Origin of the sequence: Lysinibacillus xylanilyticus, assembly GCF_001183605.1 — a bacterium.
In the GTDB taxonomy this organism is placed as follows: domain Bacteria; phylum Bacillota; class Bacilli; order Bacillales_A; family Planococcaceae; genus Lysinibacillus; species Lysinibacillus xylanilyticus.
In genome coordinates, this window is record NZ_LFXJ01000001.1 from 6,967 (window position 1) to 22,178 (window position 15,212).

Genomic DNA, 15,212 nt, shown 5'->3' on the forward strand with positions numbered 1-15,212 from the left:
GGGAGGTTTGGCACCTCGATGTCGGCTCATCGCATCCTGGGGCTGTAGTCGGTCCCAAGGGTTGGGCTGTTCGCCCATTAAAGCGGTACGCGAGCTGGGTTCAGAACGTCGTGAGACAGTTCGGTCCCTATCCGTCGTGGGCGTAGGAAATTTGAGAGGAGCTGTCCTTAGTACGAGAGGACCGGGATGGACACACCGCTGGTGTACCAGTTGTCTTGCCAAAGGCATCGCTGGGTAGCTATGTGTGGACGGGATAAGTGCTGAAAGCATCTAAGCATGAAGCCCCCCTCAAGATGAGATTTCCCATTACGCAAGTAAGTAAGATCCCTCAAAGACGATGAGGTAGATAGGTTCGAGGTGGAAGTGTGGTGACACATGGAGCTGACGAATACTAATCGATCGAGGACTTAACCAAAATGTTTGAAACATTCAATGCACCGTTTATCCAGTTTTGAAAGAATAATTTCTTTTAACTAAATAGGTCTAGTGATGATGGCAAAGAGGTCACACCCGTTCCCATACCGAACACGGGAGTTAAGCTCTTTAGCGCCGATGGTAGTTGGGGGCTTCCCCCTGTTAGAGTAGGACGTCGCTAGGCAATATAAACAGTCAGCTGAGTGCTGGCTGTTTTTTTTATGAAAAACCTTAATAATTAATCAATAATTCCACAAAACTTGTTTAAAATAAGACAGAGCTTAACTAACATTTATATTAAATGTAGAAGAAATTAAAAAAAGGCTATATTTTTCTTAGTGTAAAAAAGAGCGAAAAGACTATCTGTGTTGTCATCTTGAAAAATCTGAATTGTCTTTCTTTTATAAGTTTCTTGACAGTAGCTTAGCACGTTGTTAATCTTACAATTAATATTCTTTTAACTATAGGAGGACGTTACGAAAATGTGGGAAACTAAATTTGCCAAAGAAGGTCTAACTTTTGATGATGTATTATTAGTACCAGCGCACTCAGAAGTATTACCGAAAGATGTTGATTTATCAGTTCAACTAACACCGAAGATTAAATTAAATATTCCAATGGTCAGCGCAGGCATGGATACAGTTACAGAATCTAAAATGGCAATTGCTATGGCACGTCAAGGCGGTATCGGTATTATCCATAAGAACATGTCGATCGATGAGCAGGCTGAGCAAGTAGAAAAAGTAAAACGTTCTGAAAATGGTGTTATTACAAACCCATTCTTCTTAACTCCGACTCACCAAGTTTTCGATGCTGAGCATTTAATGGGCAAATACCGAATTTCTGGTGTACCGATTGTTGATAGCATGGAAAACCAAAAATTAGTAGGGATCATTACAAACCGCGACTTACGTTTCATTTCTGACTATTCTTTAAAAATTGAAGATGTTATGACAAAAGAAGATTTAATTACAGCTCCTGTTGGAACGACTCTAGAGGATGCTGAAAAGATTCTTCAACAATATAAAATCGAAAAGTTACCAATTGTAGATGAAGAAGGTAAACTAACTGGATTAATTACAATTAAGGATATTGAGAAGGTAATTGAGTTCCCTAACGCTGCAAAAGACATACATGGCCGTTTATTAGTAGGGGCAGCAGTTGGTGTTTCAAAAGATACGATGATACGTATTGAAAAGCTTGTTGAAGCACAAGTAGACATCGTAGTAATCGATACAGCTCACGGTCATTCTGAAGGTGTATTACAAACAATTCGCTCTATCCGTGAATCTTATCCAGAGCTTGAAATTATCGCTGGTAACGTGGCAACTGCTGAAGGTGCACGCGCATTATTTGAAGCTGGAGCAGATGTAGTGAAAGTTGGTATTGGCCCAGGATCTATTTGTACTACTCGTGTCGTAGCAGGTGTAGGTGTACCACAAATTACAGCTGTTTACGATTGTGCAACAGTAGCTCGTGAGCTTGGTAAAGCAATAATTGCTGATGGAGGCATTAAATACTCAGGAGACATCGTTAAAGCTCTAGCAGCTGGTGGTAACGTTGTAATGCTTGGTTCACTTCTTGCAGGTACTTCTGAATCTCCTGGTGAAACTGAAATCTTCCAAGGTCGTCGCTTCAAGGTTTACCGTGGTATGGGTTCAATTGGAGCTATGGAAAAAGGTTCAAAAGATCGTTACTTCCAAGAGGATGCAAAAAAATTAGTACCTGAGGGTATTGAAGGTCGTCTTCCATACAAAGGACCACTAGCAGATACAATTTATCAACTAATCGGTGGTGTTCGTGCAGGTATGGGTTATTGCGGTTCAGCAAGCCTTGAATTTTTACGTGAAAATGCTCAATTTATTCGTATGACAGGTGCAGGTCTACGTGAATCTCATCCACATGATGTACAAATCACAAAAGAATCACCAAACTATTCGATGTAATATATTACTAGCAACCTTTATGCTCTCGAATCGTCTACAAAGATGACACGAGAGCATTTTTTTTATGATAGAGAGTGCGCACGGACATTACTATATATGATAAAATGTCGAGGACAAGAATATTTTTTGGAGGGTTTAAAAGGTGAAAAAGACAATGAACACTGTCATTCGCTTACTCCTAATTCCTGTTTTGTTATTTAGTGTTTTAGCAGGTATTCCGGCGAAGGCAAATGCAGAAACAGATTTAGGACTACACGTGGATGCTGCAATTTTAATTGACGCAGATTCAGGAAAAATTTTATATGAACAAAATGCAGATACTTCACTAGGTATTGCAAGTATGACAAAAATGATGACTGAATACCTGTTATTAGATGCAATTGATGCAGGTACAGTTAAATGGGATCAAGAATATCACGTAACTGATTATACGTATAAAATGTCTCAAAACCGTGCATTAAGTAACGTACCATTGCGTAGAGATGGAACTTACAAAATTAAAGAATTATATGAGGCAATGGCAATTTACTCTGCAAATGCTGCTACAGTCGCTATAGCAGAAACAATTGCAGGTACTGAAACTGAGTTTCTAAAGCTAATGAATAAAAAAGCAGAAGAGCTTGGTCTTGAAGGCTATAAATTCGTAAACTCTACTGGTCTTAACAATGCAGATTTATTTGGTATGCAGCCAGCTGGTACTGGACCAAATGATGAAAACGTAATGCCTGCTAAATCTGTAGCTAAATTAGCTTATCATTTACTAAAAGATCATCCAGACGTATTAAAAACGTCTAAAATTGCACAAAAGACGTTCCGTGAAGGTACAGATGATAGCATCCAAATGGTAAACTGGAACTATATGTTGCCAGAATTAGCGTACAAATATGAAGGCGTTGACGGATTAAAAACAGGTACAACAGACTTTGCAGGTCATTGCTTTACAGGTACAGCAGAGCGCAATGGTACACGTTTAATTTCTGTAGTTATGAAGGCTGTAGGAGAGGATCCAAAAAAAGCTCGCTTCGATGAAACAGCTAAATTGTTTAACTATGGTTTCTCACAATTCTCGAAACAAGAAATTATTCCTGCAGACTATAAGTTTAAAGATCAAGAAACAGTAAAAGTTACGAAAGGTAAAGAAAACAAAGTAGCGATTGCTGTTAAAGAACCAATTTCATTTATGGTCAAGTCATCTGAGAAAGATTTATATAAACCTAAACTAGTTTTAGATAAAAAGAGTCTTGAAGCAGAGGTTAAGAAGGGTACCGTTGTCGGAAAGTTAGTTCTTGAACGCTCAGAGGGCACAGATTACGGTTTTATTGACGGTAAGGACCTTAAAGCTGATGTTGTCACTACAGAGGCTGTAGAGCGTGCTGGTGGCATCTCATTATTCTTCCAAGGTGTTGGTAGCTTCTTCGGGAACTTATGGAATGGTATTACTGACTTTGTTGGCGGCTTATTTTAATTCTTTCACGAAAGAAGTTAAAGCCGATTCCGGACGCAATTATGCCGAGGCATAATTGATTAATAATTTAAGCCAAAAGAACACGTAGATGTTTTAAAACATCTTGTGTTCTTTTTCACATTTTTACGCCTTACTGCATACGCTATTAGGCGAAAGGATGTGGCTAAATGTGTGGCATTACAGGATGGGCTAGCTTTCAAAAGGATTTAAGAACAACTAATGGAATTCTAAAGTTAATGACGCAAACGTTAAATAAACGAGGGCCAGATGATGAAAATATTTGGTGTAGTGAGCATATTGCATTTGGCCATCGTCGGCTAGCCGTCATAGATTTAATCGGTGGGAAGCAACCGATGAAGAAAGAACATGATGGTGCAAACTATGTCATTACATATAATGGCGAGCTTTATAATACAGAAGAATTAAGGAAAGAGCTGCAAAATCGAGGGCATCTTTTTACAACACATTCAGATACGGAAGTATTATTAACTGCTTATATTGAATGGAAAGAGCAGTGTGTTGAATTTTTAAATGGAATTTTCGCTTTTGGTATATGGGATGAACAATCACAGTCTCTGTTTTTATGCCGAGACCGGCTAGGTGTAAAGCCTTTATTTTACACAGAACAACAAGACGGCTTACTTTTTGCATCCGAAGTGAAAGCATTATTAGCTCATCCATTGATTAAAACAACCGTTAATACGGAAGGACTTGCAAATATTATGGCTGTAGGACCGTCTAGAACGCCCGGAAAGTCACCTTTTCAGAATATTAGTGAGCTACGTCCAGGATACGCAATGCGTTTCTCTAGAGAGGGTATACGAGTTTGGCAGTATTGGCAGTTACAGAGTAAACATCATGAGGAGTCATTAGAAGAGACGATTGATCATGTCCGTTTTTTACTAACGGATGCTATTGAACGACAGCTTGTTTCAGACGTACCAATCTGTACATTTCTTTCAGGAGGATTAGATTCCAGCATTATTACGGGAATTGCTGCAAACATGTTTCAGCAACAAAATAAAGGCAAACTCCATACGTACTCTATAGACTACGAGGATAATGAACGTTTCTTTAATCCACATGCTTTTCAAACATCAACAGATACGTATTGGATTCAAAAAATGACAGATACCTTTAGTACAACACACCAAGCGGAGGAAATTTCCCAACAGCAATTGATCGATTTCTTAATAGAATCTGTCATCGTTAGAGATTCACCAGGGATGGCAGATGTAGATTCATCGTTATTATGGTTTTGCCGAGAAATTAAAAAGGATTTTACCGTTGCACTATCAGGTGAATGTGCGGATGAAATTTTCGGTGGTTATCCATGGTTTACAGAAACGACTACAGGTTTTCCATGGATTCGTTCATTGTCTGAAAGATCAACAATGTTACAAGAGCGATGGCGTAAGAAATTAAAAGTTGAATCATATGCACAACAGGCTTATTCACAAACAATTGCTGAAGTACCATATCTTGAAGGAGAGAGTATTGAAGAAGTAAGGCAGCGTGAAATGTTTTATTTGAACATGGTATGGTTTATGCAAACATTGCTGGAACGAAAAGACCGTATGAGCATGGGGGCGAGTCTTGAAGTCCGTGTTCCATTTGCAGATCATCGTCTTGTGGAATATACGTGGAATATTCCTTGGGAAATGAAAAATTTAGACGGTATGGAAAAGGGTTTACTTCGTAAGGCCATGCAACATTTATTGCCAGATGAAGTATTATATCGGAAAAAGAATCCGTATCCTAAAACTTATCATCCAGTTTATACAGCGGGCGTTCAAAAATGGCTAAGAGAAATAATGGAGGACAAAAATTCAATTCTTCATGAATTGTTTGAGCGCCAGAAGCTAATAGAGCTAATTGAGTCGGGTGGCAGTTCTTTCAAAGTTCCTTGGTATGGACAATTAATGGCAGGTCCACAGCTTTTAGCTTATCTGGGTCAAATTCATACATGGTTTGATCTTTATAATATCCAGCTAATTGAATCATAATATCAATTTCACCTTGTCGTAATTGTAGCTGTCGCTTCGCTATCGCCACAAAAACATTATGCTGAATGAGATAAAAGAAACAAGAAACACCAATCAACCTTTTAACGTGAGGTTGATTGGTGTTTTTTCTGTATATCCCAACAGTTCATTAGCTTTTCGATAGAAGGTTCAATTTCATGTACAGGTATGCCTCCAAAACCTAGTAAAAATTGAGCTTGCGAAGGCGCTGAGTGATCCAGGCGATAATCAGATAGTGGATAGATTCTGATTTCCGCATTGGAAGCAAGGTGTTGTAATTGCTTTTCAGACAAAGAATGTTGTACATCAAGTAAAATATGCATTCCTGCTTGCTCACCAGTGATATTAATTTGATTAGAATAGTTTTCTAAAATAGAAGTAAGTTTTTCATGCTTTTTTCGATAAATTTTCCTCATTCGATTTAAATGCTTTGCAAAATGGCCGTCACGCATAAAATTAGCTACGATATGTTGATCGAAACGAGGTACTGTTGATGAATAGTAATTAAATACATCATTATAAGTGGCAAGTAGTTTTGGTGGAAGTACAAAATAAGCAACGCGCAAGGACGGCATTAATGATTTTGTAAATGTACTCATATAAATTACTTTATCATTTCGATCTAATGCGTGAAGTGCAGGAATTGGTTTTCCAGTATAACGAAATTCGGAATCGTAATCATCTTCAATAATGTATCGAGAGGAACTTTGTGCTGCCCAATTTAAAGCCTGTGCACGTCTTGTAGCCGATAATACTGCTCCTGTAGGGAATTGGTGTGATGGCGTGATATAAACAACGTCAGCGCTAGTTTTTTCGAGCTCATGAATGACAATTCCTTCATCATCGACCGCAATTGGATAAACTTTTCGTTTATGCTGGGAAAACATACGATGCACAGCTGGATATCCTGGGTTTTCAAGCGCAAAGCAAGTATCGTCACTAAAGAGGCGCAAAATCATTGGTAGAAGCTGTTCTGTTCCTGAACCGATGACAATTTGCTCGGGACTACAAACAACCCCGCGTGATTGAAATAAATAATTAGCAATCTCTGTTCGTAAAGGTAGTTCTCCCTGAGGCTCACCTGTTAGTAATAGTTCCTTTGAGGCATCATCAAAGAGCTCTTTCGCGTATTTCCTCCATGTTTGAAAAGGAAAGGCATCAATATCGATGGAACCAGGGTTAAAATCTATCTTGTACGATTTTTTCTTAGGTTGTTCGTTTAAGGAAGTTACTATGTCTTGCTGAATATACGGAAGCTCGTCAATCTCCTCTACAAAATAACCGATACGAGATTTAGACATAATATAGCCTTCAGCAAGTAGCTGTGCATATGCAATTTCAATAGTCGTTTGAGAAATATTCAAAAAATCGGCTAATTTTCTTTTTGATGGTAATTTTTCTCCTACTGCTATTTTCTTTGTAATAATAGCTTCTTTAATGCCGCTATAAAGCTGATCATAGAGCGGCTTTTCACCATTTTTTTCTAGTTGAAATAATAGCATGTCCATGTGCATTAATTCTCCTGACCTTATGATTATTTTATAAACTGGATATTTTTATATGGTCAATTTCAATTATACTAAATTTCATCATAAAGGTGGAGGTTAGAAATCATGAATCAAACAGGTACAGAATTAGTTAAGCGTGGGATGGCGGAAATGCAAAAGGGTGGCGTCATTATGGATGTTATTAATGCAGAACAGGCGAAAATTGCGGAGGCAGCAGGAGCTGTAGCTGTCATGGCATTAGAACGAGTACCTTCAGACATTCGCAAGGCAGGTGGTGTTGCACGTATGGCGGATCCTCGTATTGTCGAGGAGGTTATGGGGGCTGTATCCATTCCTGTAATGGCTAAAGCACGTATTGGACATATTGTAGAAGCAAGAGTGCTAGAAGCGATGGGTGTCGATTATATTGATGAAAGTGAAGTATTAACTCCAGCAGATGAAGAGTATCATTTATTAAAAAGTGACTACACAGTGCCCTTTGTTTGTGGGTGTCGTGATTTAGGTGAAGCTGCTCGACGCATAGGTGAGGGGGCTTCTATGTTACGAACTAAAGGGGAACCAGGGACTGGTAATATTGTTGAGGCAGTTCGCCATATTCGTAAAGTGAATGCGCAAGTACGTAAGGTAGTTGGTATGACAGAGGATGAAATAATGACAGAGGCTAAATTGCTTGGTGCTCCTTTTGAATTATTAAGAGAAATTAAGCGTCTTGGTCGTTTACCAGTAGTGAATTTTGCAGCAGGTGGAGTTGCCACGCCTGCTGATGCAGCATTAATGATGGAGCTTGGAGCAGACGGTGTATTTGTTGGTTCTGGTATTTTTAAATCGGAGAACCCAGAGAAATTTGCTCGTGCTATTGTTGAGGCTACTACGCATTATAAGGACTACAAGCTAATTGCTGAAATTTCCAAAGAGCTAGGTGTTCCGATGAAAGGCATCGATATTGCACAGCTTAGTCAAAATGAACGTATGCAAGAGCGAGGTTGGTAAGATGAAGCGAATCGGTGTTTTAGCATTACAGGGAGCAGTACGAGAGCATTTACAAATGTTAGAGTCTCTCGGATGCGAAGCGGTCTTAGTAAAACAAAGAGCTGATTTAGAGGATCTTGATGGACTTGTCTTGCCTGGTGGAGAAAGCACGACGATGAGGAAATTGCTGAATCGCTATGAGCTATTGGAGCCAATCCGCACACTTGCAAAGCAAGGCTTACCGATGTTTGGAACATGTGCAGGATTGATTTTATTAGCAAAGGAATTAGTGGATTATGAATCACATTTAGCTGTAATGGATGTGGTAGTTGCACGGAATTCTTATGGACGTCAGGTAGACAGCTTTGAAGTGAAGCTCGACATACCGGAAATAGGTGCTGCCATTCCGGCTGTCTTTATACGTGCGCCACATATTGTTTCCGTAGGTAAAGGTGTTAAAATATTAGCAGAGCATGAAGGGAAAATCGTGTTAGCGAGGGACGGCCATTTCTTAGGCTGTTCCTTCCATCCTGAATTAACATCAGACGCACGTATTCTTGAATATTTTGTATCTTCTATGGTATGACTTGCAAAATCTCACCTCATATAGTACAGTATGGATAAAATTTAAATAACTGAACACGATGATGGGAAGTAGTAGCAAGCACGTTTTTTTTAGAGAGTCAGCGGGTGGTGGAAGCTGATAAAAGCACTTGTGAATCCGTCCTGGAGTTGCGCAGTCGAAGTTAATGAAGTAGGCTGTCGCCGGCTGAAATGCCGTTATGAGATAAGTGGATTAGACAAAGTACAATGTGTCTAGTCAATTAGGGTGGCAACGCGGGTAGCTCTCGTCCCTTTTGGGGATGAGGGCTTTTTTGTGTTTTCTACTAAATATTTTCCCATCATTAAGAATCTACTGGAGGTATGACGATGTTAGATATTAAACGCGTACGCGACAATTTCGCGAAAATTAAAGAAATGTTATTAACACGTAATGAGGATTTAGGAAACTTAGACGACTTTGAACAATTAGATGCAAAGCGTCGTGAATTAATTGCAAAAACAGAAGAGCTTAAAGCTGAACGTAATAAAGTATCTGAGCAAATTTCTATCATGAAGCGTAATAAAGAAAATGCGGATGAAGTTATTGCACGTATGCGTCAGGTTGGCGATGAAATTAAAGAGCTAGATGTCCAATTAAATGATGTAGAAGAGCGCTTTAAAGATATGATGATGCGTTTACCAAACATTCCACATGCATCTGTACCAGTTGGCACAACAGAGGACGATAATGTAGAAGAATATACTTGGGGTGAGATTCCAACATTTGATTTCGACATCAAAGCACACTGGGATATCGCTACAGATTTAAAAATTGTTGACTTTGAACGTGGTGCTAAAGTGACTGGTAGTCGTTTCTTATTCTATCGTGGCCTTGGTGCTCGTTTAGAACGTGCATTAATGACGTTTATGATGGACTTACATGCAGAAGAGCATGGTTATGAAGAAATGTTACCACCTGTAATTGTCAATCGTGATAGTTTAACAGGTACAGGACAACTACCTAAATTTGAAGAAGATGTCTTTAAATTAGATGACACAGATTATTTCATGATTCCAACAGCAGAAGTACCTGTGACGAACTTCTATCGAGATGAAATTTTACCAGTTGAAGCATTACCACAGGGCTTTGCAGCATACAGCGCTTGCTTCCGTTCAGAAGCGGGTTCAGCGGGTCGCGATACACGTGGTTTAATTCGCCAACATCAATTCAACAAAGTAGAGTTGGTACGTTTTGTAAAACCAGAAGAATCTTATGAACAGCTAGAACTATTAACAGGTCATGCAGAAAAAGTACTGCAATTATTAGGGTTACCATACCGCAAACTAAAAATGTGTACAGCTGATTTAGGCTTTACAGCAGCGAAAAAGTACGATTTAGAGGTGTGGATTCCAGCTCAAAATATGTACCGCGAAATCTCTTCATGCTCTAACTTTGAAGATTTCCAAGCACGTCGAGCAAATATTCGCTTCCGTCGTGAGCCAAACGCTAAACCAGAGTATGTACACACATTAAACGGCTCAGGTCTTGCAATCGGCCGTACAGTAGCAGCAATCTTAGAAAACTATCAGCAAGCCGATGGAAGCGTAGTGATTCCTGAAGTATTAAGACCATATATGGGCGGAAAAGAAGTAATTGCGCCAAAGTAAAATGGATCGAAAAATGAAAGAAACTACTGTTGAAAATTTAATCTCAACAGTAGTTTTTATTTTTTAAAAGTAGGTTAGCGAGGTCGAACTCGATGTTTCACAGAGAAATTATGTTCATTAGAAAGCAAGTAAATAACGCCCTCTATAAAGCCTATAAATGCTGGAATGTATGTCCAGAAGAAGATGAGGTACAATATACCTTGTCCAATTTTCCCTAAGTAAAATTTATGGATTCCGATTCCACCTAAAAAGATAGCAAGTACCCCTGCTACAGTTTTATTTTTTATAGGCCAAGAAGGGTCGATCCCATCATACATAAATGCTTGTTGTGGCTGTGTTTGATAGACAGGTTGAGGCTGTTGTTGATAAACTGGTTCTGGTTGTTGCGCAACTTTCTGTTTATTACTGAAATTGAATTTTTCACCACAATATTTACATTGAGCTAATTCAACATCAGCAGGTGCACCACATTGGGGACAGGCAACATTGTTCATATTAAATTCTCCTAATCGATTATTATTGTTTTTATGCATCTCTTTTTAGACATTATTTTTTCTTTAAAGTGATAACCAGTTATTGAATTCATTTAACTTGAGCGCCGCAGTTATTACAGAATTTCGAAGTAATATCTAGTTCTTGCCCACATGAACAAACCGGTTTAAGTAAACTATTTCCACAAGAGCTACAGAATTTTGATGATTCTTCGTTTTCACCCTGACAAGAATGACATGTAATAATCTTACGCGTTAAATTTTCACCGCATAAATTGCAAAACTTACTAGTAGACGAAATATTGCCGTGGCAAGAAGGACATATTTTATGCGTGACATTATTGGTAGGCTGTTGTACTTGTTGGTTCATCATATTTACCATGCCTTGCCCTACCCCTAAGCCAACCCCGCTTGTAGCAAATAATCCGGCTACACCATTCTCATTTGCTGCCGCAGACTCATATATATCAAAGCTACGCTGTGTTACATAACGATTGTCACCCATAATTTCGAATTTAGCTTTATCTTGTAAAATTTCATTTATTTTATCGAAATCTTCTTCTGGGAAGTTGATGGATTGAATATGAAAATGGGCCATTATAAAGCCGAACTCACTGAATGCATTAGATATTTTTTCTTTTAAACTATTTGAAATATTATTAAGCTCTGTTGTTATTTCAAGTGCAGAAATTTTCTCATTAATAATTTTATTTGCAAGTTCAGTTTTTATGGAGGTAATAAGAGAACCTTTAAAGTAATCTTGTACTTTTTCATAGCTAACAATATCATCTTTATTCATAGAGCCAATAATTTCTGTAAAGAACAATAAATAATCATCAAGACGAAGAGACAGTTGACCAAACGCTCGTATACGTAGTTTTACAAAGTATTTTGGGTCAATCAGTTGGATAGGATCAGTGGTCCCCCAATATAAATCCATCTTTGACGTAAGATTTATAAAGTATATCTCTGCTGAAAAAGGTGTCTTCCCTCCATAGGCAAGATCCACTATGTTATGCAGTAATGGTAAGTTATTTGTTGATAAAATATGTGTACCCGAATTAAACACATCACATATTTGGCCACCTTTTATAAAGATAGCTACTTGTCCCTCGTTAACAATAAGTGTAGAACCTAACACTAACTTATCTGTTGGATGTTTGTAGATTAACCAATCACGCGAACGTAATCCATCGAATTTCACTCTGTCCAAAATAGGCATGAATATACTCTCCCCCTATTTATTTACTATGAATATAACTAGTTATATTCTCCCTTTTCAGTTTATAGATGTCAATAATTTATGTGTAATGAAATTTTTTACGGATTATTTAATAATGAATGTGCTATCCAGTTTTTATAATAGAGAATCTTTTGTTGAAAATAATTGTCGCTATTCAAAAAAAGAAGGTTTCTCAGATTGAGATGCCTTCTTTCACTTTAAATTTCTTCATTGTTAGATACTAAAGCTTGTCGCGCCTTTTTCTCAGCTTTTTTTCGTTCACGTAATGCTTTGAAAAAATCGGTTAAGATTTGTCCACATTCCTCGGCTAAAATACCTTCCGTTACTTCGCATTCATGGTTAAAGCGTGCATCGTTTAATAAGCGATAGAGTGAATCGACACAGCCTGCTTTTATATCTCTTGCACCATATACAACACGCGGCACACGGGATTGCAAAATTGCACCTGCACACATAGGGCAAGGTTCAAGTGTCACATAAAGTGTTGTTTTTTCAAGGCGCCAGCTCCCTATCTTTTGACAAGCCTCTTGAATAACCATTAGTTCAGCGTGTGTCGTTGCATTTTGTGTTGTTTCTCGTAAATTATGAGCTCGTGCAATAATCTCTCCATCATATACAAGTACAGCTCCTATTGGCACTTCTCCAAGTAAAGCTGCTTTCTTAGCTTCTGCCAGTGCACTGTTCATAAACAATCGGTCTGTTTCAAAAATATCCACTATGATCTCTCCTTATCATTTAGTTTATCTTGCTTAATTAACAATTGCTACTATCAAATATGTCTCGGTATAATCGTTGTTGTCGCTTCGCTTTAGCACAGATAAACAATGCGTCCGAATTCAGTAAGAAGTTAAAACGTTGACATTTCCAATATAACCATCTGTATTTATATATGAACATATGCTCATATATAAATACAAAAAGGTTAGGGGTAAACTAAATGGATGAAAAATTACAAAATACAGAGGTTCATAATAACAAGGAAAAACATTTAGACGAAGAAACGCTATTCGTCGTGTCTCAAACATTTAAAGCATTAAGTGATCCGACAAGAATTCGTATTTTAAATTTATTATGTACGGATGAACATTCAGTCAACGACATTGCCGAAATTTTAGATTTAGGTCAATCCACAGTTTCACATCAATTACGTTTTTTGAAAAATTTACGGTTAGTGAAATATAGAAGAGAAGGCACAACTATATATTATTCAAAAGATGATGATCACATTATGAATTTGTTGATGCAAGCTATTGAGCATGCTACACATAACTAGAGTTAATGGAGGGGTAAAACATGGGACATAATCATGATCACAGCCATGACCATACACATGGCGCAAATAAAAAGGTGTTAATAGTATCATTTATTATTATTACAAGTTATATGGTTGTTGAAGCGATCGGTGGCTATTTAACAAATAGTTTGGCTCTTTTATCAGATGCAGGACATATGTTAAGTGACTCAATTTCATTAGCGATAGCCTTACTTGCTTTTATATTTGGAGAAAAGGCTGCGAGCTATAGTAAAACATACGGTTATAAACGATTTGAGATTTTAGCAGCGGTATTAAATGGTGTAACTTTAATTTTGATTGCTTTATTCATTTTCTATGAAGCAATAGAACGCTTTGCAAATCCACCAGAAGTAGCAACTACAGGTATGCTAGTTATTAGTACAATTGGTCTTTTGATGAATATTTTAGTAGCTTGGATTATGATGCGTGGCAGTGATACAAAAGATAATTTAAATATGCGTGGGGCTTTTTTACACGTATTAAGCGACATGCTTGGATCTGTAGGGGCCATCGTTGCCGCACTTTTAATTATGTTTTTTGGTTGGGGTTGGGCCGATCCACTTGCGAGTGTTATTGTTGCAATATTAGTATTGAGAAGCGGCTACTATGTAACGAAGGCTGCTGTTCATATTCTTATGGAAGGAACACCTTCAAACGTAGACGTTCAGGAAATTATACAAACTATTGTACAAACAGATGGTGTTCATAGCATTCACGATTTACACATTTGGACAATAACAAGTGGAACGAATGCACTTTCTTGTCATGCAGTTGTTGAGGGTCAGCTGAAAATTGGGGATAGTGAGAATATATTGCGAGAAATCGAACATAATCTTGAGCATAAGGGCATAAAGCATGTAACGATTCAATTGGAAACAGTAGCACATAAGCATGATAATTCAATTTTATGTACAATAAAAAATGAACAGTCAAATCATCACCACCATCATTAAAAAATTCTAAAAATTTTAAACTTTACATACCCTTCGTGGGTATGGTAATATAAAGTTAAGGCAGGAGGTGTATTAAATGGAGGATATAGTGAAAGAAGATGCTTGTCATACAGAGGAAGCTACTTCGTGTCGAAAAAGCCATCATCCTGAACGCGTTAAAAAGGATTTAACGACTCGTTTGAATCGAATTGAAGGTCAAATTCGAGGTATTAAAGGGATGATTGACAAAGATGTTTACTGTGATGATATTATTACGCAACTGTCTGCCACACAGTCTGCTTTAAATAGCGTAGCAAAGATATTATTAGAAGGTCATTTAAAGGGATGTGTAGTAGATCGCCTATCAGAAGGTGATGAGGCAGTGTTAGACGAATTAGTAGTAACTATTCAAAAGTTAATGAAAAAGTAAAAGTTCTTTTAATAAATATATACCCCTATACAGTTTTAAAAATAAAAGGAGAGATATTTTATGCAAAACGTAACTTTAAACGTACAAGGAATGTCATGTGGGCATTGTGTAAACTCAGTGGAAAAAAGTGTTGGTGCTTTAACTGGCGTTGAACAAGTAAAAGTAAACTTAGCTGATGGTTTAGTAGATGTAGCATTTGACGAAACACAAGTATCTCTAGACCAAATTAAAGAAACAATTGACGATCAAGGCTATGATGTTAAATAGGGTGCTCTTGTAGCACTC

14 protein-coding genes, 1 rRNA gene and 1 other annotated feature are annotated in these 15,212 nt (G+C 37.8%); of the genes, 11 read left to right on the forward strand and 4 right to left on the reverse strand.

Annotation, left to right across the window (positions count from 1 at the left end; all coding sequences use genetic code 11):
* Nucleotides 1-482 precede the first annotated feature (482 nt).
* From rrf to asnB, 4 genes are all read left to right on the forward strand, one after another.
* Nucleotides 483-598 (forward strand): 5S ribosomal RNA (gene rrf / locus ACZ11_RS00025).
* 298 nt (nucleotides 599-896) lie between these two features.
* Nucleotides 897-2,360 (forward strand): IMP dehydrogenase, encoded by a 1,464-nt coding sequence (gene guaB, locus ACZ11_RS00030; protein WP_049662501.1) that lies wholly within the window; start codon nucleotides 897-899, stop codon nucleotides 2,358-2,360.
* A 142-nt stretch (nucleotides 2,361-2,502) separates the two neighbouring features.
* Nucleotides 2,503-3,825 carry a D-alanyl-D-alanine carboxypeptidase family protein gene (locus ACZ11_RS00035; protein ID WP_082172621.1) on the forward strand — a complete coding sequence of 441 codons (1,323 nt, stop codon included), beginning with the start codon at nucleotides 2,503-2,505 and terminating at the stop codon, nucleotides 3,823-3,825.
* A gap of 167 nt (nucleotides 3,826-3,992) precedes the next feature.
* Nucleotides 3,993-5,831 carry an asparagine synthase (glutamine-hydrolyzing) gene (asnB, locus tag ACZ11_RS00040; RefSeq protein ID WP_049662502.1) on the forward strand — a complete coding sequence of 613 codons (1,839 nt, stop codon included), beginning with the start codon at nucleotides 3,993-3,995 and terminating at the stop codon, nucleotides 5,829-5,831.
* Nucleotides 5,832-5,932: 101 nt separating this feature from the next.
* On the opposite strand, the gene pdxR is transcribed toward asnB, so the two are convergent.
* A complete protein-coding gene (gene pdxR, locus ACZ11_RS00045; protein WP_082172622.1) occupies nucleotides 5,933-7,357 on the reverse strand; it encodes a MocR-like pyridoxine biosynthesis transcription factor PdxR in 1,425 nt (474 codons plus the stop codon).
* A gap of 105 nt (nucleotides 7,358-7,462) precedes the next feature.
* On the opposite strand from pdxR, the gene pdxS reads away from it, so the two are divergent.
* The 3 genes from pdxS (at nucleotide 7,463) to serS (ending at nucleotide 10,537) form a co-directional block, all read left to right on the forward strand.
* Nucleotides 7,463-8,347 carry a pyridoxal 5'-phosphate synthase lyase subunit PdxS gene (gene pdxS, locus ACZ11_RS00050; RefSeq protein WP_049662504.1) on the forward strand — a complete coding sequence of 295 codons (885 nt, stop codon included), beginning with the start codon at nucleotides 7,463-7,465 and terminating at the stop codon, nucleotides 8,345-8,347.
* Nucleotide 8,348: 1 nt separating this feature from the next.
* Nucleotides 8,349-8,912, forward strand: coding sequence for a pyridoxal 5'-phosphate synthase glutaminase subunit PdxT (gene pdxT / locus ACZ11_RS00055; RefSeq protein ID WP_049662506.1), 564 nt, complete (start codon nucleotides 8,349-8,351; stop codon nucleotides 8,910-8,912).
* A 49-nt stretch (nucleotides 8,913-8,961) separates the two neighbouring features.
* Nucleotides 8,962-9,185 (forward strand) — a binding site (T-box leader).
* A 71-nt stretch (nucleotides 9,186-9,256) separates the two neighbouring features.
* Entirely contained in the window at nucleotides 9,257-10,537 is a 1,281-nt protein-coding gene (serS, locus tag ACZ11_RS00060) for a serine--tRNA ligase (protein WP_049662508.1), read from the forward strand.
* Between the two features lie 74 nt (nucleotides 10,538-10,611).
* Here serS and ACZ11_RS26840 read toward each other — a convergent pair whose 3' ends face one another.
* From ACZ11_RS26840 to tadA, 3 genes are all read right to left on the reverse strand, one after another.
* Nucleotides 10,612-10,854: a TM2 domain-containing protein gene (locus tag ACZ11_RS26840; protein ID WP_236690751.1), complete on the reverse strand. Its 243-nt coding sequence runs from the start codon at nucleotides 10,852-10,854 to the stop codon at nucleotides 10,612-10,614.
* Between the two features lie 265 nt (nucleotides 10,855-11,119).
* Nucleotides 11,120-12,250, reverse strand: a complete 1,131-nt coding sequence (locus tag ACZ11_RS00070; RefSeq protein WP_049662511.1) for an SPFH domain-containing protein — start codon at nucleotides 12,248-12,250, stop codon at nucleotides 11,120-11,122.
* 218 nt (nucleotides 12,251-12,468) lie between these two features.
* Nucleotides 12,469-12,987, reverse strand: a complete 519-nt coding sequence (gene tadA, locus ACZ11_RS00075) for a tRNA adenosine(34) deaminase TadA (protein WP_201778483.1) — start codon at nucleotides 12,985-12,987, stop codon at nucleotides 12,469-12,471.
* Between the two features lie 221 nt (nucleotides 12,988-13,208).
* On the opposite strand from tadA, the gene ACZ11_RS00080 reads away from it, so the two are divergent.
* From ACZ11_RS00080 to copZ, 4 genes are all read left to right on the forward strand, one after another.
* Nucleotides 13,209-13,544 (forward strand): ArsR/SmtB family transcription factor, encoded by a 336-nt coding sequence (locus ACZ11_RS00080; protein WP_049662513.1) that lies wholly within the window; start codon nucleotides 13,209-13,211, stop codon nucleotides 13,542-13,544.
* Nucleotides 13,545-13,564: 20 nt separating this feature from the next.
* On the forward strand, nucleotides 13,565-14,518 hold the full coding sequence (locus ACZ11_RS00085) for a cation diffusion facilitator family transporter (RefSeq protein ID WP_049662514.1): 954 nt from the start codon (nucleotides 13,565-13,567) through the stop codon (nucleotides 14,516-14,518).
* 76 nt (nucleotides 14,519-14,594) lie between these two features.
* The gene (locus tag ACZ11_RS00090) at nucleotides 14,595-14,927 is read left to right on the forward strand and encodes a metal-sensitive transcriptional regulator (RefSeq protein WP_049662516.1); all 333 of its coding nucleotides are present in this window, start codon (nucleotides 14,595-14,597) and stop codon (nucleotides 14,925-14,927) included.
* Between the two features lie 60 nt (nucleotides 14,928-14,987).
* Nucleotides 14,988-15,194 (forward strand): copper chaperone CopZ, encoded by a 207-nt coding sequence (gene copZ / locus ACZ11_RS00095; protein ID WP_049662517.1) that lies wholly within the window; start codon nucleotides 14,988-14,990, stop codon nucleotides 15,192-15,194.
* Nucleotides 15,195-15,212 lie beyond the last annotated feature (18 nt).